This is a genomic window from Leifsonia sp. Root112D2, from assembly GCF_001424905.1.
GTDB lineage: Bacteria > Actinomycetota > Actinomycetes > Actinomycetales > Microbacteriaceae > Root112D2.
In genome coordinates, this window is sequence record NZ_LMCU01000001.1 from 571,247 (window position 1) to 591,267 (window position 20,021).

The 20,021-nt window shown below is 65.8% G+C and carries 24 protein-coding genes; 9 read left to right on the top strand and 15 right to left on the bottom strand.

Annotated elements, in window-relative coordinates:
• The first annotated feature begins 52 nt into the window (after window positions 1–52).
• Window positions 53–1,045, top strand: a complete 993-nt coding sequence (locus ASC63_RS02585) for an o-succinylbenzoate synthase (protein ID WP_055809528.1) — start codon at window positions 53–55, stop codon at window positions 1,043–1,045.
• Here the strand turns inward: ASC63_RS02585 and ASC63_RS02590 are convergent.
• Complete coding sequence (locus ASC63_RS02590; RefSeq protein ID WP_327063321.1) at window positions 1,012–1,554, bottom strand: winged helix-turn-helix transcriptional regulator; 543 nt, start codon at window positions 1,552–1,554, stop codon at window positions 1,012–1,014. The two genes, ASC63_RS02585 and ASC63_RS02590, sit on opposite strands and share 34 nt — an antisense overlap.
• 92 nt (window positions 1,555–1,646) lie before the next feature.
• Here ASC63_RS02590 and ASC63_RS02595 point away from each other — a divergent pair, with 92 nt between their 5' ends.
• Window positions 1,647–2,870, top strand: a complete 1,224-nt coding sequence (locus ASC63_RS02595) for an MFS transporter (protein ID WP_055809531.1) — start codon at window positions 1,647–1,649, stop codon at window positions 2,868–2,870.
• Between the two features lie 110 nt (window positions 2,871–2,980).
• Here the strand turns inward: ASC63_RS02595 and ccsB are convergent, their stop codons facing one another.
• Genes ccsB through ASC63_RS02620 form a run of 5 tightly spaced genes read right to left on the bottom strand, consistent with a single transcriptional unit; the run spans window position 2,981 to window position 7,666 of the window.
• On the bottom strand, window positions 2,981–4,009 hold the full coding sequence (ccsB, locus tag ASC63_RS02600; protein ID WP_235491745.1) for a c-type cytochrome biogenesis protein CcsB: 1,029 nt from the start codon (window positions 4,007–4,009) through the stop codon (window positions 2,981–2,983).
• Between the two features lie 4 nt (window positions 4,010–4,013).
• On the bottom strand, window positions 4,014–5,678 hold the full coding sequence (resB, locus tag ASC63_RS02605; RefSeq protein WP_055809534.1) for a cytochrome c biogenesis protein ResB: 1,665 nt from the start codon (window positions 5,676–5,678) through the stop codon (window positions 4,014–4,016).
• On the bottom strand, window positions 5,662–6,414 hold the full coding sequence (locus ASC63_RS02610) for a cytochrome c biogenesis CcdA family protein (RefSeq protein ID WP_055814704.1): 753 nt from the start codon (window positions 6,412–6,414) through the stop codon (window positions 5,662–5,664). The genes resB and ASC63_RS02610 overlap by 17 nt, the downstream gene beginning before the upstream one ends.
• 11 nt (window positions 6,415–6,425) lie before the next feature.
• Window positions 6,426–7,016, bottom strand: coding sequence for a TlpA family protein disulfide reductase (locus ASC63_RS02615; protein ID WP_055809537.1), 591 nt, complete (start codon window positions 7,014–7,016; stop codon window positions 6,426–6,428).
• A complete protein-coding gene (locus ASC63_RS02620; protein ID WP_055809540.1) occupies window positions 7,016–7,666 on the bottom strand; it encodes a histidine phosphatase family protein in 651 nt (216 codons plus the stop codon). The genes ASC63_RS02615 and ASC63_RS02620 overlap by 1 nt, the downstream gene beginning before the upstream one ends.
• Before the next feature lie 82 nt (window positions 7,667–7,748).
• Here ASC63_RS02620 and aspS point away from each other — a divergent pair, with 82 nt between their 5' ends.
• The gene (aspS, locus tag ASC63_RS02625; protein WP_082487663.1) at window positions 7,749–9,062 is read left to right on the top strand and encodes an aspartate--tRNA(Asn) ligase; all 1,314 of its coding nucleotides are present in this window, start codon (window positions 7,749–7,751) and stop codon (window positions 9,060–9,062) included.
• Window positions 9,063–9,243: 181 nt separating this feature from the next.
• On the opposite strand, the gene ASC63_RS02630 is transcribed toward aspS, so the two are convergent.
• Both ASC63_RS02630 and ASC63_RS02635 read right to left on the bottom strand, forming a co-directional pair.
• The gene (locus tag ASC63_RS02630; RefSeq protein ID WP_055809547.1) at window positions 9,244–9,633 is read right to left on the bottom strand and encodes a tautomerase family protein; all 390 of its coding nucleotides are present in this window, start codon (window positions 9,631–9,633) and stop codon (window positions 9,244–9,246) included.
• Between the two features lie 45 nt (window positions 9,634–9,678).
• The gene (locus tag ASC63_RS02635; RefSeq protein ID WP_055809550.1) at window positions 9,679–11,622 is read right to left on the bottom strand and encodes a hypothetical protein; all 1,944 of its coding nucleotides are present in this window, start codon (window positions 11,620–11,622) and stop codon (window positions 9,679–9,681) included.
• A 110-nt stretch (window positions 11,623–11,732) separates the two neighbouring features.
• Between ASC63_RS02635 and ASC63_RS15985 the strand changes: the two genes are divergently transcribed.
• Complete coding sequence (locus ASC63_RS15985) at window positions 11,733–11,909, top strand: YegP family protein (protein ID WP_082487084.1); 177 nt, start codon at window positions 11,733–11,735, stop codon at window positions 11,907–11,909.
• Between the two features lie 34 nt (window positions 11,910–11,943).
• Here the strand turns inward: ASC63_RS15985 and ASC63_RS02640 are convergent, their stop codons facing one another.
• The 5 genes from ASC63_RS02640 to ASC63_RS02655 all read right to left on the bottom strand — a co-directional run bounded on the left by ASC63_RS02640 (window position 11,944) and on the right by ASC63_RS02655 (window position 13,529).
• Window positions 11,944–12,261 carry a Dabb family protein gene (locus ASC63_RS02640; RefSeq protein WP_055809553.1) on the bottom strand — a complete coding sequence of 106 codons (318 nt, stop codon included), beginning with the start codon at window positions 12,259–12,261 and terminating at the stop codon, window positions 11,944–11,946.
• Window positions 12,258–12,527, bottom strand: a complete 270-nt coding sequence (locus ASC63_RS02645) for a glutaredoxin family protein (RefSeq protein WP_055809556.1) — start codon at window positions 12,525–12,527, stop codon at window positions 12,258–12,260. The genes ASC63_RS02640 and ASC63_RS02645 overlap by 4 nt, the downstream gene beginning before the upstream one ends.
• A gap of 96 nt (window positions 12,528–12,623) precedes the next feature.
• Window positions 12,624–12,722 carry a 30S ribosomal protein bS22 gene (locus ASC63_RS15990; protein ID WP_003792170.1) on the bottom strand — a complete coding sequence of 33 codons (99 nt, stop codon included), beginning with the start codon at window positions 12,720–12,722 and terminating at the stop codon, window positions 12,624–12,626.
• Window positions 12,723–12,804: 82 nt separating this feature from the next.
• Window positions 12,805–12,999 carry a helix-turn-helix domain-containing protein gene (locus ASC63_RS02650; RefSeq protein ID WP_055809559.1) on the bottom strand — a complete coding sequence of 65 codons (195 nt, stop codon included), beginning with the start codon at window positions 12,997–12,999 and terminating at the stop codon, window positions 12,805–12,807.
• Window positions 13,000–13,094: 95 nt separating this feature from the next.
• On the bottom strand, window positions 13,095–13,529 hold the full coding sequence (locus tag ASC63_RS02655; RefSeq protein WP_055809562.1) for an ArsR/SmtB family transcription factor: 435 nt from the start codon (window positions 13,527–13,529) through the stop codon (window positions 13,095–13,097).
• 112 nt (window positions 13,530–13,641) lie between these two features.
• On the opposite strand from ASC63_RS02655, the gene ASC63_RS02660 reads away from it, so the two are divergent.
• Window positions 13,642–15,078 carry a TrkH family potassium uptake protein gene (locus ASC63_RS02660; RefSeq protein ID WP_055809565.1) on the top strand — a complete coding sequence of 479 codons (1,437 nt, stop codon included), beginning with the start codon at window positions 13,642–13,644 and terminating at the stop codon, window positions 15,076–15,078.
• A complete protein-coding gene (locus ASC63_RS02665; protein ID WP_055809568.1) occupies window positions 15,071–15,742 on the top strand; it encodes a potassium channel family protein in 672 nt (223 codons plus the stop codon). The genes ASC63_RS02660 and ASC63_RS02665 overlap by 8 nt, the downstream gene beginning before the upstream one ends.
• Before the next feature lie 105 nt (window positions 15,743–15,847).
• On the opposite strand, the gene proC is transcribed toward ASC63_RS02665, so the two are convergent.
• Entirely contained in the window at window positions 15,848–16,696 is an 849-nt protein-coding gene (gene proC, locus ASC63_RS02670; RefSeq protein WP_082487086.1) for a pyrroline-5-carboxylate reductase, read from the bottom strand.
• 23 nt (window positions 16,697–16,719) lie between these two features.
• Between proC and ASC63_RS02675 the strand changes: the two genes are divergently transcribed.
• On the top strand, window positions 16,720–17,682 hold the full coding sequence (locus tag ASC63_RS02675; RefSeq protein WP_055809572.1) for a cation diffusion facilitator family transporter: 963 nt from the start codon (window positions 16,720–16,722) through the stop codon (window positions 17,680–17,682).
• A gap of 52 nt (window positions 17,683–17,734) precedes the next feature.
• On the opposite strand, the gene tadA is transcribed toward ASC63_RS02675, so the two are convergent.
• On the bottom strand, window positions 17,735–18,187 hold the full coding sequence (gene tadA / locus ASC63_RS02680) for a tRNA adenosine(34) deaminase TadA (RefSeq protein WP_082487089.1): 453 nt from the start codon (window positions 18,185–18,187) through the stop codon (window positions 17,735–17,737).
• 27 nt (window positions 18,188–18,214) lie between these two features.
• On the opposite strand from tadA, the gene upp reads away from it, so the two are divergent.
• Together upp and ASC63_RS02690 are read left to right on the top strand one after the other, a co-directional pair.
• Window positions 18,215–18,847, top strand: a complete 633-nt coding sequence (gene upp, locus ASC63_RS02685; RefSeq protein WP_055809576.1) for a uracil phosphoribosyltransferase — start codon at window positions 18,215–18,217, stop codon at window positions 18,845–18,847.
• A gap of 307 nt (window positions 18,848–19,154) precedes the next feature.
• The gene (locus tag ASC63_RS02690) at window positions 19,155–19,913 is read left to right on the top strand and encodes a winged helix family transcriptional regulator (protein WP_055809578.1); all 759 of its coding nucleotides are present in this window, start codon (window positions 19,155–19,157) and stop codon (window positions 19,911–19,913) included.
• Window positions 19,914–20,021 lie beyond the last annotated feature (108 nt).

The window sequence follows — 20,021 nt, forward strand, 5'->3', positions numbered from 1 at the left end:
GGGCCGCCCGATTCGCGGCGACGACGATCGGGGCGGGTGACAGACTGGGGGCATGCTGCCACCACTGGATGCCCTGCTCGAGACCGCGCACGTCGTCGCGCTGCCCCTCGTCACGCGGTTTCGCGGCATCGAGACGCGCGAGGCGCTCGTGATGCAGGGGCCGCAGGGCTGGACCGAGTTCTCGCCGTTCACCGAATACGACGACGAGGAGGCGAGCGCCTGGCTGCGTGCCGCGATCGACTTCGGCTGGCACCAACTGCCGGCGCCGCTGCGCACCTCGATTCCCGTCAACGCCACGGTGCCTGCGGTGAACGCCGATCAGGTCGCCGGAATACTCGGCCGCTTTCCTGGCTGCCGCACCGCCAAGGTAAAGGTGGCCGACCCCGGCCAGAGTCTCGCCGACGACGTCGCCCGTGTGCGCGCCGTGCGCGATGCGCTCGGACCGGAGGGGCGCATCCGCGTCGATGCGAATGGGCTCTGGAATGTCGACGAGGCCGAGCACGCGATTCACGCGCTGGCCGAGTTCGACCTCGAGTACGTGGAACAGCCGTGCGCCACCGTCGACGAGCTGGCCGAGATTCGCAGGCGGGTCAAATACATGAGCGTTCCGATCGCCGCCGACGAGAGCGTGCGCAAGGCCGAAGATCCGCTCGCGGTGGCTCGAGCGAAGGCGGCAGACCTGCTCGTCATCAAGACACAGCCGCTCGGCGGAATCACCGCCGCAGCGCGGATCGTCGCGCAGGCCGGGCTGCCGGTAGTGGTCTCCAGCGCGCTCGACACCTCCATCGGGCTCTCGATGGGGGCCTACCTTGCCGCGTCCATTCCCGAATTGGAATATGACTGCGGGCTCGGCACGGCCGCGCTGCTCGCCGCCGATGTCACAAACGACCGGATGCTGCCGGAAGCCGGAGCCGTCACGGTGCGCCGCGTGGACGCCGACCCCGCGCTGCTGAGCGAACACGCCGCCGACACCGCGCGCCGCGACTGGTGGCTGGCGCGGCTGGCCCGCTGCTATGCGCTCGTTGAGGCCAACCCGGGTCTGTAAGGCTCCACCAACTCGGGCTCGCCCGGACCCGCCGTCACCTCGACGTCGGCGTCGGCAACCACCTCGCCGGATTCCGTGACGAACGCCACCCGGAGGGGTTCGCCCGTTGCCGCATTGCGATAGATACGGGACGGGCCGAATTCGCTCGCCCGATAGCTGTCCCCCCACTGCACGAGTGCCCCCAGCACGGGCAGAAGCGCGCGCCCCGCCTCCGTGAGGTGATACCCGAAACGCTCCCGGCCGCCCTCGTCACGATACGGGCGACGTTCGAACACGTTCGAATCGACGAGCTTCGTCAAACGCGTCGTCAGAATGTCGGAGGGTATCCCTAACCTCGACTTGAAGTCGGAGAAGCGGGTCACGCCGCGAAACGCGTCGCGCACTATTAGCACCGACCACCTGTCCGCCAGTATTCGCGCGCTACGGGCAATAGAACAACGCAGCTCAGACTGAGCCCCGCGAGTCACTTCGACTTTTTCTGCCACAAACGCAGTGTACCTCAAGATCACTTTGATAATCCAACTCAGCGTGCTACGGTGGTCACTTCACGCGGGAGCAACGGCGCTTTCGGAACGAAAGCATTCTCCGAAAGGCCGTTCTCATGAGAACACTCAGCAACCGTGCCAGCTTTCTGACCGCTGCAGCGATCGTCGTCATAGCGCTCTGGGCCAGTGGTTCGCCGGCAATGGTCTACCCGCTGTACGAACAGGCATGGTCACTCACCGCCACCACCATCACCGAGGTCTTCGCCGTCTACCCCGTCGTGATGGTGCTCACACTCGTTATCTTCGGCAGCCTCTCCGACTCGATCGGCCGTCGAGCGGCCATGCTCGCGGGTCTGGTCTCGATCATTGTCGGCGTGCTGGTCTTCGCCATCGCCCCGGATGTCACGTGGCTCTTCATCGGTCGCTTCTTTCAGGGGCTCGGCGTCGGGCTCGCACTGAGCCCGGCCGGCGCTGCCCTGGTGGAGTACGGCGGCAGCCAGTCTCGGGCGAGTTCGGCCAACACCGTGGCGATCTCCATCGGGCTCTCGCTGGCCACGATCGTCGGCGGCGGGTTGCTGGAATATGCTCCGTGGCCGCGCGAACTCACCTTTTGGGTGCTCATCGTCGCGGCGGCCGTTGTCACCGCGTTCGCCGTCTTCCTTCCCCGCCAGCCACGAGCCGCCGCGTCAACCGAGCGGTGGCGCCCCCGCCCGATACGCGTACCGCGTGAGTTGCGTGTAACCGTCATCACCGCGGCGCTCGGCATCACGTCAACGTTCGCACTTGGCGCCGTTCTCATCTCGCTCGGCTCACAGTTGGTGAAAGACGTGCTGCACACTGACAATGCATTCCTTGCCGGGCTCGTGCTTGCCATCGGCACCGTCGCCAGCGCCGTGGTTTCGCTTGTCGCAGGGCGCATCGGTCTGCGCAGTGCCGTCTCGATCGGCGGGCTTGTCAGCGCGCTCGCGGTCGCACTCCTTGTCGTCTCGGCCTCTCTGTCGTCGCTGCCGATCTTCGTTCTCGCATCCGTGGCATTCGGCGCCTCCTCCGGGCTGCTGTTTCTTGGCAGCTTCGGTCTGGTCAACCGCAATGCTCCGGCACATCACCGCGCGGCAACGCTCTCGGTGGTCTATCTGGTCGCATACGTCGGCCAGGGCGTCGTGGCCGTTGGGCTCGGCCTTCTTACGACGGCACTCGGGCTGCGCGTCGCCCTCGATCTCGTAGGCCCGATACTCGTGCTGCTCGCCCTGACCACGACGACCTTCGCGCTCAGCACGGGGCGGATGCGCCGCGTCGCGGTCACGGATGCCTCGCCCGAGCTCGTCACGGCCGGCAAATAGCCGCCCCCACGCAGGTTGAGGAGCGACGAAGGAGCGTCTCGAAACCCGCCTGTGCGGCCTCTGGTTTCGAGACGCGCTCGTTCCTCGCGCTCCTCAACCAGCGGAAGGGCTTACAGCCCCGAGTACGCGTGCAGGCCGTGGAAGAAGACGTTGACGATGCCGAAGTTGAACAGCACCGCGGCGAAGCCGATCACGGCGAGCCAGGCCGAACGCGAGCCGCGCCATCCGCGGGTCGCCCGGGCGTGAATGTAGCCGGCATAGATCACCCAGATGATGAAGGTCCACACCTCTTTGGTGTCCCAGCCCCAGTAGCGGCCCCACGCCTTCTCGGCCCAGATCGAGCCAGCCATGAGCGTGAAGGTCCACAAAATGAAGCCCACGATGTTCACCCGGTAGGCCAGGTTCTCCAGCGTCGTGGCGCTCGGCAGCGTGGTGAGGAAGGCCAGCATTCCCCGCTTTCCCTTCGCCACCCGGCCGTCGCGCCAGCCCCTCGCCAGCTGCGCGGCCGACAACGCGAATCCGAGCGCGAAGAATCCGGTGGCGATCGTCGCCACCAGCACATGGATGACCAGCCAGTATGACTGCAGCGCCGGCGGAAGCGGCACGACCGCCACGTAGTAGCGCACCGTGGAGATGCCCAGCAGAATCAGAATAAGACCGGTCACGAAAGAACCGAGGAATCGCAGGTCATAGCGCAGGTTCACAATGAGGAACACGGCGACGATGAACAGCGAACCCGTCATCGAGAACTCGTACATATTGGCCCACGGCACACGCCCGGCCGCAACGCCGCGCAGCACATCGGCCACGATGTGCAACGCGAACGCAAACAGGGTCAGTCCGAATCCGACTCGCAGGCTTCTCGAGGTTCCGATGCGTTGCACGCCCTCCTCGACCCGGGTCGTCAGGCGGCTCAGCGTGGCCGTCGCCCGGCCCGAACCCGCGGCTCCGGCGACCGCGGCATCCGCACCAGACGCCACCTCCGCACGTCGCTCCACGGCGCTGGGCACCGCAACGGCGGCCCCGGCCTGACCGGCCCGGTGGGCAAGGTCGAGCGCGAACGCGACGAAGGCGGCGGCATAGAGGGCCATGGCGCCAAAGAGGAAGAACACGGAAATTTGCGACAATGTCTCGGTCACGGGGTCAGCCTACGCTTTTCTCTGTCATGCTCGACTCGCCTGAGGAGGTGAGCTCGGTGTGATGCGCCTCGGCCAGCGCCGCAACGGCGGCATCGAGCGCGGGATCGTCGCCGCGGGCCAGACCCGCGTACTGCAGCAGCAGCGTGCCATCCGGCTGCTCAACGGCCTTCACCCAGAGCCGACGACGCGGCACGAACAGCGAGGTGAGCAGGCCACCGAGCACGCAGAGAGCGAAGAGCAGCACCCAGCCCTGGGCCGGGTCGTGGTTGACCGTGAATGACGCGAAGCGCTTGACGCTGTCGAAGCTGATGGTGCCCAGGCCGTTGGGCAGCGTGACCGTCTGCCCCAGCGACAACTGCAGTGCCTTGTCGTTGGTTCCCATGCCGTCAAGCTGTTTCAGCTTGTCGGTGTTGAGCGAATAGACGGATGTCGGCACGCCGTCGTTGATACCCAGGTCACCCGAGTACACGATGAGCGAAACCATCGGATCTCTCAACCCCGGGAACGACGAGGTGTACGCACCGGTGCTGAGTTTCTGCTTCGTCGGGTAGAGGAAACCGCGCATGCCCAGCTGGGTGGAGAGACCGTCTGTCACCTTGACGACACCCAGCGAGGTGAGGTTGGCATCCTGCGGCAAAAACGGCACCGGCTCGTCGAAGACGACCTTGCCCTGCGGGTCGCGCACCGTGATCTCTGGGGCGTACCCATTACCGAGCAGGTACACATTCGTTCCGCCTATCGCGAGCGGCTCGTTCACCTTGATGGTGGTCTTCTCGGTCTTCTGAGACGAGCCGTCGGGGGTGCGCGTGGTGACGTGTGCCGTGTAATCGAGCGGCAGGCCGAGCGCGTTCTGGTTCTTCGTCTCGTAGTTGACGTCGAGCGAATCGAGACTGATCGAGAACGGAGTGAGCTGGTTACCGGTGGCGAAGCGACCGGGGTTGAACGAGTCGTAGTTGATGAGTCCGTTCACCAACGTCTGGCCTGTCACCACGACCTTCTGCCCCATGTATCCGAACCCGCCACCCATGCCGACGGCAAGCAGGATGCCGAGCAGCGCGATGTGGAAGACCAGGTTGCCGGTCTCACGCAGGTATCCCCGCTCGGCCGACACCGAGATCGAGCGCGCATCGTCGAACACCGCAACCCGATAGCGCCCCTTGCGCAGGAGGCGACGCGCGGACTCGATCGCTGCGCCCGCACCGGCGGGCCCTTCGGCAAGCTCAGGGACCGAGATGGTGCGCGTCGTGAACCCGGCCATCCGCTCAAGGCGGGCGGGGGTGCGCGGCGGCTTGGCGCGCAGGGCGTCGAGGTGATGTTTGGTGCGCGGAATGACGCATCCGACGAGCGAGACGAACAGCAGCAGGTAGATGGCCGAGAACCACACCGAGCTGTAGACGTCGAAGAGTTGCAACTTGTCGAGAACGGGGAAGATATCGGGGTTGGCCGCCTTGTATGCGACCACGCCGTTCGGGTCGGCGCCGCGCTGTGGAAAGAGCGAGCCTGGCACCGCGGCGACGGCGAGCAGCAGCAGCAGGAACAGCGCCGTGCGCATGCTCGTGAGCTGACGCCAGAACCAGCGCAGCCAACCGAGAAGGCCAAGCTGCGGTTGGTTGATGGTGTCGTCACGCTTCGGCGGGGCCGAATCGTAGTGATCAGACGGGCGAGACAAAGTTCGGGATCACCCCCTGCAGGGCCAGCATCCACATGCTCCAGATACCGGAGACCATGAGCAGGCCGATGACGATGAGCACGAGACCACCGACGATGTTGATCGCCCGCGTATGCCGCTTCAGGAATGCAACAGCACCCGTGGCCCAGGCGAGCCCCCAGGCAATGAGAATGAACGGCACGCCGATGCCGAGCGCATACACGAAGGCAAGCAACGCACCCTGCAGCGGCGAGCCCCAACTCATGGCCGAGATGGCGCCGAGCGTCGGGCCGCTGCACGGGCTCCAGCCGATGGCGAAGATGGCACCGAGCAGGGGCGCGCCTGCAAGCCCCGTGGCCGGCTTCCAGCTCGGCTTGATGGTGCGCTGGAAGAAGCGGAATTGGCCGATGAAGACCAGACCGAGACCGATCACTATCACCCCGGCGATGCGCGTGACGATGTCATTCCACTGGATCAGCCAGATGCCGGCCGAGGTGATCACGAACGTCGTGAGCACGTAGACCAACGCGAAGCCCAGCACGAAAAGACCCACGCCGAGAGCGAGCCGGTTGCGGCCCTTCGTATCTCCGGCGGCGGCGCCGGAGCGGCCATCCGTGAACCCGCCGATATAGGCCAGGTAGCCGGGCACGAGCGGCAGGATGCACGGGGAGGCGAACGAGACGATGCCGGCTAAGAGGGCGATGGGAACGGCGACCCACAGCTGCCCGCCCGAGACCAGACCACCGAGATCGCCCACAGATCCCACGACTAGTTGCTCTCGGCTATCGCGTCACCGATGAGCGTGTCGAGTGTCGACGGCTGGTCGGTGATAGGCCCCTCGATGCGCGCCGCGACGCGCCCCTGCTTGTCGAGAACGATCGTCGTCGGGGTGGCATTAGGGTGAATCGAGCCGCTGAAAGCGAGCTGCACCGAGCCGCTGTCAACGTCGAGGATCGAGGGATAGGTGACCCCGTAACTCTTCTCGAACGACGTCGCCGTGCCCGCCGCATCGTGCGTGTTGACACCGACGAACAGCGCCCCCTTGCCGTTGTACTGCTCGCTCAGCTTCTGCAGTGCGGATGCCTCCACCCGGCAGGGCGCACAGCCCGCGTACCAGAAGTTCACGACGAGCACCTCGCCGAGGTGATCCTTCGAGGAGAAGGTCGCCCCGCCTGCTGTCGGGCCGGAGAAAGTCACGGCCTTGTCGCGGTGCGCGGCCGCGACCTCGGTGACGCCGCTGCCGGCGATGTAGTTCTTGCCGCTGCCGTCTTTGTACTGCTGGGCCAGCGGATCGCTGGTGCAGCCGGTGAGCACGAGGGCGCCGGCGATCAACACGACGGCAAGAGAACGGATGCGCATCAGACGGCACCCACGTCGCTCGCGTTTGCCTGCAGCGCAAGAGCGGGTTCGGCGTAACCGACCTCGACGAGCTCGCCGTCGCGCCGCTCGAAGCTCGTGATGCTCGAGAGCATGCAGCGCCGCTTGCGCGGGTCATGCAGGTACCGCTCACCCGCGACAGAGAGGTGCAGAGTCCAGATGGGCAACTGGTGGCTGAGCAGAACGACGTCGCCGCCGGCATCCGCATCGCCCTCGACGGAGTCGAAGGCGTCGTTCACGGCCGCGCGCATGCGTGCGGCGATGCTCGCGTACGCCTCGCCCCAACTGGGTCGCCAGGGGTTGATCAGCCACGGCCAGTTCGTGGGGACTCGCACGGCGCGACTCATCACGGTGCCCTCGAAGTGATTGGTGGGCTCGATGATGCGCTCGTCAACGCCCGGCTCAAGGCCGAATGCCGCGGCGATCGGCGCGATTGATTCGCGGGTCCGCTGCAGCGGCGAGGAGGCCAAACTGGCGATGCTGCGGTTGCGCGCCACCAGATCGTCGGCGGCGGACTGCGCCATCCGGTGCCCCAATTTGGAGAGGCCAAAGCCCGACAACCTGCCGTACAGGATGCCATCGGGGTTGAACACCTCTCCATGACGGACGAGGTGCACCTGGCTCACTACCACGGCATCCAGTCTACGGAGGGCTTTGCCCTGAATTTACCGTGAACGCTCCTCGTCTAAACTCAGGGTTGTGACTTCACGCATCCTGATCAAGAACCTGGCCGCCCTCGACGACGGCACCGTCTCGGTGTCGGGTTGGGTGGAGACGGTGCGCGATCAGAAGAAGGTGCAGTTCGTCGTGCTGCGCGACGAGACCGGCGCGGTGCAGCTGGTGAACCCTCGCAACTCGGATGCCGATGGCGTCGTCATCGCGGACGAACCGGCCACCACCATCTCCGGCCTCGCACAGGGCACCTTCGTCACCGCGACCGGCGAGCTCAAGCATGACGAGCGGGTGAAGCTCGGCGGCATCGAGATCAAGCTGGCGAGCATGAGCGTCGCGACGGAGGCCATCGCCGAGACGCCGATTGCCGCAGACAGCTCGCTCGACAAGCGCATGGACTGGCGCTTCCTCGACCTGCGCAACCCGAAGCAGAACCTGATCTTCCGCATTCAGACCACCTTCGAACACGCGCTGCGCACGTACTGGATCGACAACGACTTCGTCGAACTGCACACGCCGAAGCTGATGGCGAGCGCGAGCGAGTCGCGTGCCGAACTGTTCTCGCTCGATTACTTCGAGACCACTGCATATCTGGCCCAGAGCCCGCAGAACTTCAAACAAATGGCGCAGGCTGCCGGCTTCGGCAAGATCTTCGAGGTCGGCCCCGCTTTCCGTGCCGACCACTCGTTCACGAGCCGGCACGCCACCGAGTTCACGAGCATCGACAGCGAGATCAGCTGGATCGACAGTCACGAAGATGTCATGAAACTGCACGAGGAACTGCTCGCTGCTGGCTTCACGGCGGTGAAGGAGAAGCACGGCGCCGAGATCAAGGCGCTCTTCGATGTCGAGGTCACCGTGCCGACGACGCCGTTCCCGCGCATTCCGCTGGCCGAGGCTAAGGAGATCGTGAAGAGCCGCGGCTACGAGGTTCCGCGCGATGACGACGACATGGACCCGGAGGGCGAGCGGCAGATCTCGGCCTACGTGAAAGAGACGTACGGGCACGAGTTCGTGTTTCTCACGGACTACGCGTCAAGCATCCGCCCGTATTACCACATGCGCCAGGACGACGACCCGAGCCTGACCAGGAGCTACGACCTGATCTTCAACGGCACCGAGATCTCCACCGGCGCCCAGCGTGAGCACCGCGTGGATATTCTCGAGGCGCAGGCCGTCGAGAAGGGGCTCGACCCGGCCGAGCTCACCGACTACCTCAACTTCTTCCGCTACGGCGTGCCGCCGCATGGCGGCTTCGGCATGGGACTCGCGCGCGTACTCATGCTCATGCTGCACGAGGCGTCGATCCGCGAGGTCACCTACCTGTTCCGCGGCCCCGCCCGCCTCACCCCGTAGGCTTCCCTCCGCTGGTTGAGGAGCGAGGAACGAGCGTCTCGAAACCAGGGCGCCACGCCGGTTTCGAGACGGCCGCTTCGCGCAGGTCCTCGCTCGCAAGCTCGCTCGGCGCTGGGGTCGCGAATCGCTGACGCGATTCCCCAAGCTCCACCGCGCTCCTCAACCAGCGTTTGTAGCGCGATTAGACCTCGACGGTGTAGTTCAGCTGCAACTCGTCGGCGGGCAGCCCGCGGATGCCCCAGTCGTGTTTCGGCGTCTCGGTGATGGCGATCTCGAGATCGACGGGAGCGATGCCGAGCTCACGCTCGAACGCCGCATACAACGCTCGATACAGGGCCTTCTTCGTCTCAACACTGCGCCCGGCGAACATCGCGATCTCGATGATCGTGTACCGCTCGCTGCGGCCGTCGGGCGTCGGAAAGTTCTCGGCCGTCATCGGAAAGAAGCGGTGGAAGCGTTTGGTGGCGGGCAGCTGGAGAACGGTCACCGCGCAGTCGTGAATGACCCGGGACATCCGCTCGCGTGCCGGTTCGAGGGCCGCTGCCTGCCCGTAGATCTTGAACTGTGCCATGAGCAGACCCTACTGGAGCGTGGGTCTCGATACGCTCGTTCCTCGCTACTCGACCACCGGGAGCGGGCCGAAGGCATCCGCGGGGTAGTAGGTGATGGTAGACGCCCAGCCGTCGGGCAGCAGAAGCGGCAGCCACTCGGCCTCGGCCGCATCCGTGTCAAAGGTCACGTCGAGCTGCTCACGCCAGCGGCCGTCGGTCATGCGCTGCACGGTCGCCTCCCACGTGACGCCGGGAGATTCCTTGGCCTGCAGCCGAAAGTGGATGCCGATGGCCCGCCGCCGTTTCAGCAACGACAGCAGGCCCCGATACACGACCGCGCGTTCCACCCCTTCGAACCAGGGGCGCAGGCTGCGCACGAGCACGTCGGCATTCCAGAGGATGGTGGTCGGAAAGCCGGTGCGCGACTGGTAGATGTCGACGGCGATGACCCCGGCGACGCGACGCAGCGCGGTTTTCAGCGTCGTGCGCGTGATGCCGTCTTGCACGGTCGAGTGCAGGTACACGGGCACGGCGGCCTGAGGCGTGGAGAAGCCGGCGCGGGTTGCGGCGAAGTCTCGCAGGCTCTGGCCCGGCCCGAAGAAGGACAGCGCGCCGTGTGCACCATGCAGATAGCGTTCGAGCTGCTCATCGGGCGGGTCGTCCTCCACGAGACCCGCGGTCTCGGCGTAGCTGGGCGAATGGTGCAGCATCGAGATGCGATACCCGAGAGGCAGCGGCGGCCCGGCCTTGATGGTGATCCACGCGCCGCCGGCCGAACCCGCATCCTGCCGGAACGGACGCACGGGGTTCTCCCGCCCGTCCACGCGCGGCACCGGGTCGAGCAGGTGCTCCAGTGACAGCACGCGAATGTGTGGCGAGACGGCGTATCGCCCGATCGGTGCCCCCGCCGTCACCAGGTGGGTCACCGTGAATCCGTTCTCCAGGCAGCGCTCCGCCAGCTGGGCCGCGACAAGCCCGCCCAGGCTGAATCCGGCGAGCATCACGTGATCGTCGGGGCCGATGGCCGCCAGCTTCATGGCGGCGAGCGCCGCGCGCGTGAGCGTGGTCTCCCGCATCGAGAGAGCCACCAGATCGGCCGTCAGGTCATTCGGCGCCTGGCCCGATCGCGGATGCCACACCTGCGTGCTCGGCAGCTGCACAACCCACAGCCGGATGCCGTTCTCCCCCATCCGAGACACCACCCGAATCACCGCGACGTCACCGCGGTCGTCGAGATCGGGGTCGCCCAGGTCGTCGATTTCGCGCTGGCTGATCAGCAGTTCGCGCAGCCCGCGAATCTCTCGGCGGCGCATCGCCGTCGCGGCGAGTCCGGGGACTCCGAACGGGTCGGGCGGAGCTCCCATCGTGAGGCCCGCGAACGTGGAGTCGACCAGCCAGCCACGGCGGCCGGGCGTGTAGCGGCGCGGCGCATCCGGATCTCTCCACCACTGGATGAAACGCGAAATCTGTGGAAATGACGCCTGCAGAAACGCGTCATAGTCCACGACGACGGCCTTGTTCCCGTCGGCAAAATAGCCACGGCGCCGACCGAGGCCGATGAGCTTGACCACGAGTGCAGGGGTCGAGAACACCGCCAGGTACGGTCGCGCGCGCCAGACCGGCAGCACCGTTCCCACCAGGCTCGCGAGTAGGGCGAGCGGCGAGAACAGCCAGGCAGCCGTGCGGGCGATGAGGCCGACCGCTTCGGCAAACAATCGCAGAAACGAGCCGTTGAGCACGAGCGAGCGCGAGCCGGCGGTGATCGGCGCACGGAGCGCAAACGGGTAGATGATCGACGAGAGGCGACGAATGCCGAACCACAGCCACGCCCACACGAACAGCACAAGCCACACGGCTCCGCGCACGATCCAGGCAGCAACGGCCACCACGAGCAGCACAATTCCGAGTGCGAGCATGAGCACGGCGGCGATCGAGAGCCCCAGAACGAGGCCTATCCAGCCGGCGACCCCACGACCGCCCCTCACCCGGGGCGGGAGCTGCGGCATCATGCCCTCAGCCTAACGATGGCCGCCGACGCTCTAGCGCTGGCGGCAGTTGCTTCGTATATTGAGCACAGGTGGCCATCGGGCCACCCTCCGTTTGGGGAAAGTGAGTTGACATGGCTGGCAAGTTCGAACTCTACGAAGACAAATCGGGCCACTACCGGTTTCGGCTGAAGGCCGGCAACGGCGAAGTGATTGCGGTGTCAGAGGCGTACAACTCGAAGGCGAGTGCGCAGAACGGCATCGAGTCCGTCAAGAAGAACGCGCCCGATGCGGCGGTCGTCGAGGTCTAGTCACACCGCGGGTCGAGTGACGCCGCCTGCGGCGTTACTCGACCCGCCGAACAACGACGAAGTCGACGGAGGAACGTTCCGAGACCACGGAGCGAATGTAGCCAGCCACCTTCTGATGCTCAGGGTGCTCCACATAGCGTGCCAGCGCATCCGCATCGTCATAATCGGCGATCAGCACGACATCCCAATTCTGGGCCGGGGCCACATCATTCACCCCGACTTCGAGCGTGCGAATCTCGCTCACGAGGGCGGGCAACGATTCAAGCCCCGAGCGGATGCGCGCAATCTGCTCGGCCTTCACCGTCGCGTCGGTCTCGGCGAGCTTCCAGGTGACGACGTGGCGCAGGGTCATTTTTCCTCCAGGAGTGCGGCGCGCAGACGCGCCGGGTCGACGCGCCAATAGGTGTGCACCTTACCGTCGATCATGAGCACCGGAATGTCCTCGACATAGCGATCGAAGAGTTCGGTGTCGTCGAGTATTGAGAGCTCGTTGAGCGCCAGGCACGGCGCCGCTGCATCCGTATTCAACTCGGTCATCACGCCCGTCACGACGGCCAGCGCGTCTTCGCAGAGGTGACAATCAGGCTTGCCGATGAGGGTGAGTTGCGTGGGGGGCACTCCGCAAGCCTAATCCGACGAAGAACTCTTAAGCGCGCAGCAAAAAGCGCCGGGGCTCGTGAAGAGTCCGGCGCTCGCCAGTAGACCTGTTAAGGCCTACTTCTTGTTGCGACGCTGGTGACGAGTCTTACGAAGCAGCTTGCGGTGCTTCTTCTTCGCCATACGCTTGCGGCGCTTCTTAATTACAGAACCCACACAGACCTCACAAAGTTCAGGGGTTTGCCGCATGATACGCGGCTGACACAAGGAGTAAGTCTAGCGTACGCGCGAGGGCACCCTACGCCGAGTCCGCGACGTGGTTGCCTATCGCGGCCGTGACGGCCGACTCGGGCACGCGAAACGACCGTCCGAAGCGGATGGCCGGAAGTTCGCCGGAATGCACCATTCGGTACACGGTCATGCGCGACACCCGCATCATGTCTGCCACTTCGGCAACCGTCAGAAAACGAACCTCAGAGAGATCGTGCGCCATCGGGTGTCCTTTGTGACTCAAGTGACTTGAAGTGACTGGTGTGTGTAGCGAAACTCTAGGGGCTGCTGTGGCCCCTGTAAAGACCCCGTAAAGAGCTACTCGCGGCGCCACTTTCTGGGAGTGACCTTCTCCACGGCCGTCGTGACGCGGTAACTCGTGTCGGCGAAGACCTTGCCGACGGCCCCGGCGAACTCGCGAGCCTCGCCGCCGAGCAGATCGGCCTCGGAGGAATAGCTCACCCCCTTCGAAACGTCCAGCAGGGGCATCAGCCAGTCTTCGAGCGGCTCCAGCGGGGCGGTATCGAGGCGGTAATAGCGGTGCTGGCCCTCTTCGCGCACGTGAACCAGCCCGGCTTCGCGCAAGACCTTCAGATGTTTAGAGACCGTCGGCTGGCTCAGCTCCAGCTTTCCCACGATCTCGGAGACGCTGATCTCCCGCGTCTCGTTCACCGCGGCCGCGCTCCGCTCGTGCAGCACCTGCAGGATGTCGCGACGCGTCGCATCCGCTACTACGTCAAAGATGTCGGCCATGCCTCAAGGGTAGCGCGGCAGGGCGCGCACGGCCGTGTTGCAATTCGTAGGATGCGGAGCCGCAGACAGCTACGCTGCCGAGGAAGGCAATTCTCGCCGAAGGGGGAATCGGATGCGTGCACAGCCGGTCTCGCGGCTGACCCCGACAACGTGGTCGGGCCAGCTGCGTGAGTCGCTGAATGATTTTGCCGGCCGCAGCCCCTCGCGTTTCGCGATCATCGTGTTCGCCGGGCTCATCCTGATCTTCACGCTGCTGCTCTCGCTGCCCGTCTCGAGCACCTCACACAGCGTCACTCCTCTGGCCGACGCCCTGTTCACGGCCGTCTCGGTGATCTGCGTCACCGGTCTCTCCACGGTCGACATGGCCACGCACTGGTCGGGATTCGGCCACGTGATCATCTATCTGGGCGTGCAGATCGGCGGCATCGGCGTGCTCACGCTGGCATCCATTCTCGGCATGATCATCTCGCGCCGCCTTGGCCTGCGCGCCAAGCTGATGGCCGCGAGCGACAGCAACCCGTTGCGCATTCACAGCGGGCCCGTCGCCGAGGGGCAGGCCGTGCGCCTCGGCGAGATCGGCAGCCTGCTGCTCACCGTGGCGATGAGCGCCGTCGTGATCGAGGGCGCGGTCGCGGTGCTGCTGTTTCCGCGCATCCTGGCCCACGGGGTACCGCTCGGCGAGGCCATCACGAACAGTTTCTACTTCTCGGCGATGGCCTTCACCAACACCGGTTTCGCCCCGGATGCGGCGGGGCTGACCCCCTATGCCACCGACTACTGGTTTCTCACCGTCCTGGCCATCGGTGTGTTCCTCGGCGCCATCGGCTTTCCCGTGATCTACGCGCTCGCGAAGAATCTGAGGCACAGGAAGCGACGCTGGTCGGTGCACGTGAAGATGACGCTTCTCATGTTCGTCATTCTGATCATCGCCGGCGCGATCATGTACTACATTCTCGAGCGCGACAACGGCAAGACCTTCGGCGCTCTCTCGCCAGGAGACGCCGCGTTCCAGTCGTTCTTCCTGTCGGTGATGACCCGCTCGGGCGGTTTCTCCACCTTCGACATCGGCCAGCTGCACAACTCGAGCCTGCTCGTCAGCGACATGCTCATGTTCATCGGTGGCGGGTCGGCCTCCACGGCAGGCGGCATCAAGGTGACGACGCTCGCCGTGCTGTTCCTCGCCGCGTTCGCGGAGGCACGGGGAGTCGAGACGATGGATGCGTTCAGCCGGCGCATCCCGCACGACGTGCTGCGCCTGGCCGTCAGCGTCGTGCTGTGGGGCGCGACGACCGTCGCGGTGTCCACGATCCTGCTCCTGAATTTCTCGAAGCAGTCGCTGGACCACGTGCTCTTCGATGTGATCAGTGCCTTCGCCACCTGCGGGCTCTCCAGCGGCCTCACCCAGAACCTCTCGGATCCGGGAGTCTATGTGCTGGCCGCCACCATGTTCATGGGCCGCGTTGGTACAGTGACACTCGCGGCAGCACTGGCCCAGAGCCAACGCAAGCAATTGTTCCAACGTCCGGAAGAGAGGCCCATCGTTGGTTGATCGCATCAAGCACGATGCCCCGGTGCTCATCATCGGTCTGGGGCGATTCGGCGCCGGAACGGCCGGCCAGCTCGACCGCCTTGACCGGGAGGTACTGGCGGTCGACGAAGACCCGATCCTCGTGCAGAAATGGGCAGACCGCATCACCCACACCGTGCAGGCGGATGCACGCAACATCGACGCGCTGCGGCAGGTCGGCGCGGAGGACTTCTCCATTGCCGTGGTGGCGGTGGGCTCCTCCATCGAGGCGAGCGTGCTCATCACCGCCAACCTCGTGGACCTCAAGGTGCCGCAGATCTGGGCGAAGGCCATCAGCCAGTCGCACGGCAAGATCCTGGAACGCATCGGCGCCAACCACGTGATCTACCCCGAAGCGGAGGCCGGCGAGCGCGTCGCGCACCTGGTCTCGGGCCGCATGCTCGACTTCATCGAGTTCGACGACGACTTCGCGTTGGTCAAGATGTACCCGCCGAAGCCGATCCGCGGCATCGCGCTGTCGGAATCCGGCGTTCGTGGCAAATATCGCATCACGGTTGTCGGCGTGAAGTCTCCGGGCAAGCCGTTCACCTATGCCACGCCGGAGACCGTGGTCTCCAACCACGACCTCATCATCGTCTCGGGCAACTCGGTCGACATCGAGCGCTTCGCCGCCCTCGACAACTAGGTTCCGCTGGTTGAGGAGCGAGGAACGAGCGTCTCGAAACCTGCGGGGCGCCACGCGGGTTTCGAGACGAGGCCTCCTTCGTCGACCTCTCCTCAACCAGCGGGATCAGCCGGCGGCGAGCTCGCGCGCGCGGGCGAGCGCGGCATCCGTCGCCCGATCGAAGAGCTCCTGCAGTCTTGCGGTCTCAAGCACCTGCACCGCGCGCTCCGTCGTGCCTTTCGGGCTCGTGACGCGCCGACGAAGCTCGGCAGGATCCTCGCCCGACTGCACGAGAAGCTCCACAGCGCCCCGGAACGTGCCGTTCACCAGCACCGCCGCCTGCTCGGCGCTGAACCCCTTGTCGACCGCCGTCGCCGTCAGCTGCTCGATGAGATAGAACACGTAGGCCGGGCCCGACCCCGAGATCGTGCTGAGCGCATCCAGCTGCTCTTCGGGCACCTCGACGACCTCGCCCACGGTCTCGAACAGGCTGCGCACCAGCGCCCGATCGGCGTCACTCGAGCGCGTTCCCGCGCTGATACCGGTGACGGCAAGCCCCACGACGGCCGGGGTGTTGGGCATCGATCGCAGCACCGAGACGGATGCCGGCAGCAGCGACTCGAACGTCGCCACCGTCACCCCCGCGGCCACGCTCACGACTATCGTGCCGGGCTCGAGGGCATCGGCGATCTCGGTGAGCAGCTCCGGCACCATGGCGGGCTTCACCGCGACGAGCACGATGTCGGCGCCGGCGACCGCGGTGCGATTCGCCGCCGCGTCGGTATCGGTGGAGTACGCCGTCACGCCGGGCGTCCCGGCCAGTTCGGCGGCCCGGGCCGCGGTGCGATTTGTCACGCGGATGCCGCCGCTCACGTGCACGCCCGGCTTGACGAGCCCGCTCAGAATGGCCCGGCCCATCGAGCCTGCGCCGAGAATTGCGATGGACGGGAACGTGGTTTCGGCGCTGTCGGTCACGTCACCATTCTAGGATTGACCGCATGAGCGCATCCGGCGGAAACAAGGCCATCATCGCGGCGTTCAGCGCCAACCTCGGCATCGCTGTCACCAAGTTCATTGCGTGGGCCTTCTCCGGCTCGTCCTCGATGCTCGCCGAAGGAGTGCACTCGCTGGCAGACTCCGGCAACCAGCTTCTGCTGCTGTTCGGCGGCCGGCAGGCGCGCAAGCGGGCCGACAGCGAGCATCCATTCGGTTACGGCCGTGAGCGTTTCGTCTATGCGTTCGTCGTCTCGATCGTGCTGTTCTCGGTCGGCGGCGTCTTCTCCATCTACGAGGGCATCGACAAGCTCACGCATCCGCACGCCCTCGAGGTGTGGTGGCTGCCGCTTCTCGTGCTCGTGCTCGCCATTTGTATGGAGAGCTACTCGCTGCGCACCGCCGTGCACGAATCCAGGCCGCACAAGGGCGAGCAGTCCTGGTTCAGCTTCATTCGCCGGGCCAAGGCGCCCGAGCTGCCGATTGTGCTGCTCGAAGACGTGGCCGCACTCACCGGCCTGGTCTTCGCGCTTCTCGGGGTGGGGCTCACCATTCTCACCGGCAACCCCATGTGGGATGCAATAGGCACCCTCGCGATCGGCGCGCTGCTGGTGGCGGTGGCGGTCATTCTCGGCATCGAGACCAAGAGCCTGCTCGTGGGCGAGGGGGCCAGCGATGCGGATGCCGCCGCCATCGAGGCCGCCATCGAAAGCGGCAGCGAGGCCGAGCGCATCATCCACCTCAAGACGCTGTATCTCGGGCCCGACGAGCTGCTCGTCGCGGCCAAGCTGGCGATGCCCGGCAACAGACGTCTGGCGGAGGTCGCCGCCGCGACAGACATCATCGAGCAGCGCATCCGTGCGGCGGTGCCGGCGGCCCGGGTCATCTACATCGAACCGGATGTCTGGATCGACCCGAACGAGAAGCACCCGGCCACCGACGCCATCATTCTCAAGGGACTGGAGTAACTCCTCCCGCTGGTTGAGGAGCGAGGAACGAGCGTCCCGAAACCTGCAGAAGCTAGCGGCGGTCGGCGAAGAACTCCTCGAGAAGCCGGGCACAGGCATCCGCCTCGACGCCGGCGAAGACCTCGACGCGGTGCGGCAGCCTGCGATCGCGCAGCACGTCGTAGACGCTGCCTGCCGCGCCCGCCTTCTCGTCCCAGGCGCCGAAGATCACGCGCGGCACACGAGCGGCGAGAATGGCGCCGGCGCACATGACGCAGGGCTCGAGCGTGACCACGAGCGTGGCGTCCTCCAGATGCCAGTCCCCGGTCGCCTGGGCCGCGGCCCGCAACGCGAGCACCTCGGCGTGCGCGGTCGGATCGCGGCGCAGCTCGCGTTCGTTGCGGCCGGTGCCGATGACCGCGCCGGTGGCATCCAGCACCATTGCAGAGACGGGGACGTCGCCCGTCGCCAGGGCGAGCCGCGCGTCGGCGATGGCCTCGCGCATCCATTCCGCGTGCTGCTTCACGTGCCCCTCCTCGACTAGATTGAGCCTATGCGAGTCCACGTTGCCGACCACCCCCTGATCACCCACAAGCTCACGGTGTTGCGCGACAAGAACACGCCGTCGCCCGTGTTCCGGGCGCTCACCGAGGAGCTCGTCACGCTGCTCGCCTACGAGGCGACGCGCGCCGTGCGGGTGGAGCCGCGCCAGATCGAGACACCGGTCACCACCACGACGGGCGTCGCCATCAGCAAGCCGAAGCCGCTCGTCGTGCCGATTCTTCGCGCCGGTCTGGGCATGCTCGAGGGCATGGTGAAGCTGATGCCTACCGCCGAGGTCGGCTTTCTCGGCATGGTGCGCGACGAAGAGACTCTGCAGCCCACGACCTACGCCGAGCGTCTGCCCGACGATCTCTCCGACCGCCAGTGCTTCGTGCTCGATCCGATGCTCGCCACCGGCGGCTCGCTCGGCACAGCGATCGACTTTCTGTTCAAACGCGGGGCGGTGGATGTCACGGCCATCTGTATTCTCGGCGCCCCGGAGGGCATTGCCGCCGTTGAGAAGCTCGTCGATGGTCGCGATGTGACGCTCGTGCTGGGCGCCCTCGACGAGCGGCTCAACGAGAACGGCTACATTGTGCCGGGCCTCGGCGACGCCGGCGACCGCCTCTATGGCACCGTCTGAGACTTGACGCGCGCGGCATCCGTCGGCGATACTCGAATCTATGACTATGAACGCGCACGCCCTGACCTCTCGTGAGGCTCGTGGGACTGCTGGCATGATGATGCCGAGCAGCGCTGTCATGTGTTGTCGAATGTGTGCCTAAACGGCCCAATCCTCGCCGAACCGTTCTCTGAGATTTTCTGCAGAACAGCGGTTCTCGGGCGCAGACCCTCATAACGATCTGCCTCCGCTACGTAGTACTGAAGTTTTCGAAGGATCACACCCTCCCCATTAGAGGCCTTCACTCCTTACTGAGGATCCGACACAAATGTCTCTCGCAACCATCGATATCGACCGTCCCCGCCGCACCGCTTTCGCTCCGACGCTGACGCCCGCACTGACCCTGACCGCCGCACCGGATGCCGCTCCCGCGGTACCGACAGCGGCTCCCGCCCCAGCGGCGCCGCGCATCCGCGCCGTTCCCGAAGGCACCGAGGCCCGCGGCTTCGTGCTCTACGTGGGAATCGACGAGGCCAAGGCGCTCGCTGCAGGAACCGACCTCGGCCACATCGTCGAGGAACTCAAGCGCCTCACCGCCCAGCTCGCTCCCGCGGCGGAGACCTACGCCGCCGTCGCTCTCGCCCCGCGCAGCGCCGGCGGCCGTGATGTGGACGTCGTGCGCCTCGCCCTGCAGGACCCGTCGGCGGTGGCCGCGCACCGCCAGGCGTCCGACGAAGAAACGGATGCGGCATCCGGCGGCGTGATCGTCGACATCTCACGCAAGCGGCTTGTGCTCGACGGTGAGACCGTCGCTCTCACCTACAAGGAGTTCGAGCTGCTGCAGTACCTGGTGCTGCGCGAGGGCCGAACCATCGAACGTGCCGAGCTCATCGCCTCACTGTGGAACGCCCACGACGATGAGATTCCCAACGAGCGCACCATTGACGTGCACGTGCGCCGTCTGCGCGCCAAGCTCGGCCGCTACGAAGACATCGTGCGCACCGTGCGGGGCATCGGCTACCGCTTCGACCGGCACGCGGATGTCTCGATCCGCTACGCGAGCGCCCCCAGCCCCGACATGTTCTGACTCTTCACCGCCTCGATATCACCCTGTTTTCGCGTCGCACCCCTTCCACACCGGGAGTGCGCTGCGAAAACAGGGTGATATTTCTTTGTCCGCGCCCTCGTGCGGGAA

Excerpts from the sequence above, each read along its gene's own strand:
- ASC63_RS02585 (WP_055809528.1), top strand. The coding sequence starts at position 53 with ATGCTGCCACCACTGGATGCCCTGCTCGAGACCGCGCACGTCGTCGCG.
- ASC63_RS02595 (WP_055809531.1), top strand. The coding sequence starts at position 1,647 with ATGAGAACACTCAGCAACCGTGCCAGCTTTCTGACCGCTGCAGCGATC.
- ASC63_RS02615 (WP_055809537.1), bottom strand. The coding sequence starts at position 7,016 with ATGCGCATCCGTTCTCTTGCCGTCGTGTTGATCGCCGGCGCCCTCGTG.
- ASC63_RS02630 (WP_055809547.1), bottom strand. The coding sequence starts at position 9,633 with ATGGCACAGTTCAAGATCTACGGGCAGGCAGCGGCCCTCGAACCGGCA.
- ASC63_RS02635 (WP_055809550.1), bottom strand. The coding sequence starts at position 11,622 with ATGATGCCGCAGCTCCCGCCCCGGGTGAGGGGCGGTCGTGGGGTCGCC.
- ASC63_RS15985 (WP_082487084.1), top strand. The coding sequence starts at position 11,733 with ATGGCTGGCAAGTTCGAACTCTACGAAGACAAATCGGGCCACTACCGG.
- ASC63_RS02640 (WP_055809553.1), bottom strand. The coding sequence starts at position 12,261 with ATGACCCTGCGCCACGTCGTCACCTGGAAGCTCGCCGAGACCGACGCG.
- ASC63_RS02650 (WP_055809559.1), bottom strand. The coding sequence starts at position 12,999 with ATGGCGCACGATCTCTCTGAGGTTCGTTTTCTGACGGTTGCCGAAGTG.
- ASC63_RS02655 (WP_055809562.1), bottom strand. The coding sequence starts at position 13,529 with ATGGCCGACATCTTTGACGTAGTAGCGGATGCGACGCGTCGCGACATC.
- ASC63_RS02660 (WP_055809565.1), top strand. The coding sequence starts at position 13,642 with ATGCGTGCACAGCCGGTCTCGCGGCTGACCCCGACAACGTGGTCGGGC.
- ASC63_RS02675 (WP_055809572.1), top strand. The coding sequence starts at position 16,720 with ATGAGCGCATCCGGCGGAAACAAGGCCATCATCGCGGCGTTCAGCGCC.
- upp (WP_055809576.1), top strand. The coding sequence starts at position 18,215 with ATGCGAGTCCACGTTGCCGACCACCCCCTGATCACCCACAAGCTCACG.
- ASC63_RS02690 (WP_055809578.1), top strand. The coding sequence starts at position 19,155 with ATGTCTCTCGCAACCATCGATATCGACCGTCCCCGCCGCACCGCTTTC.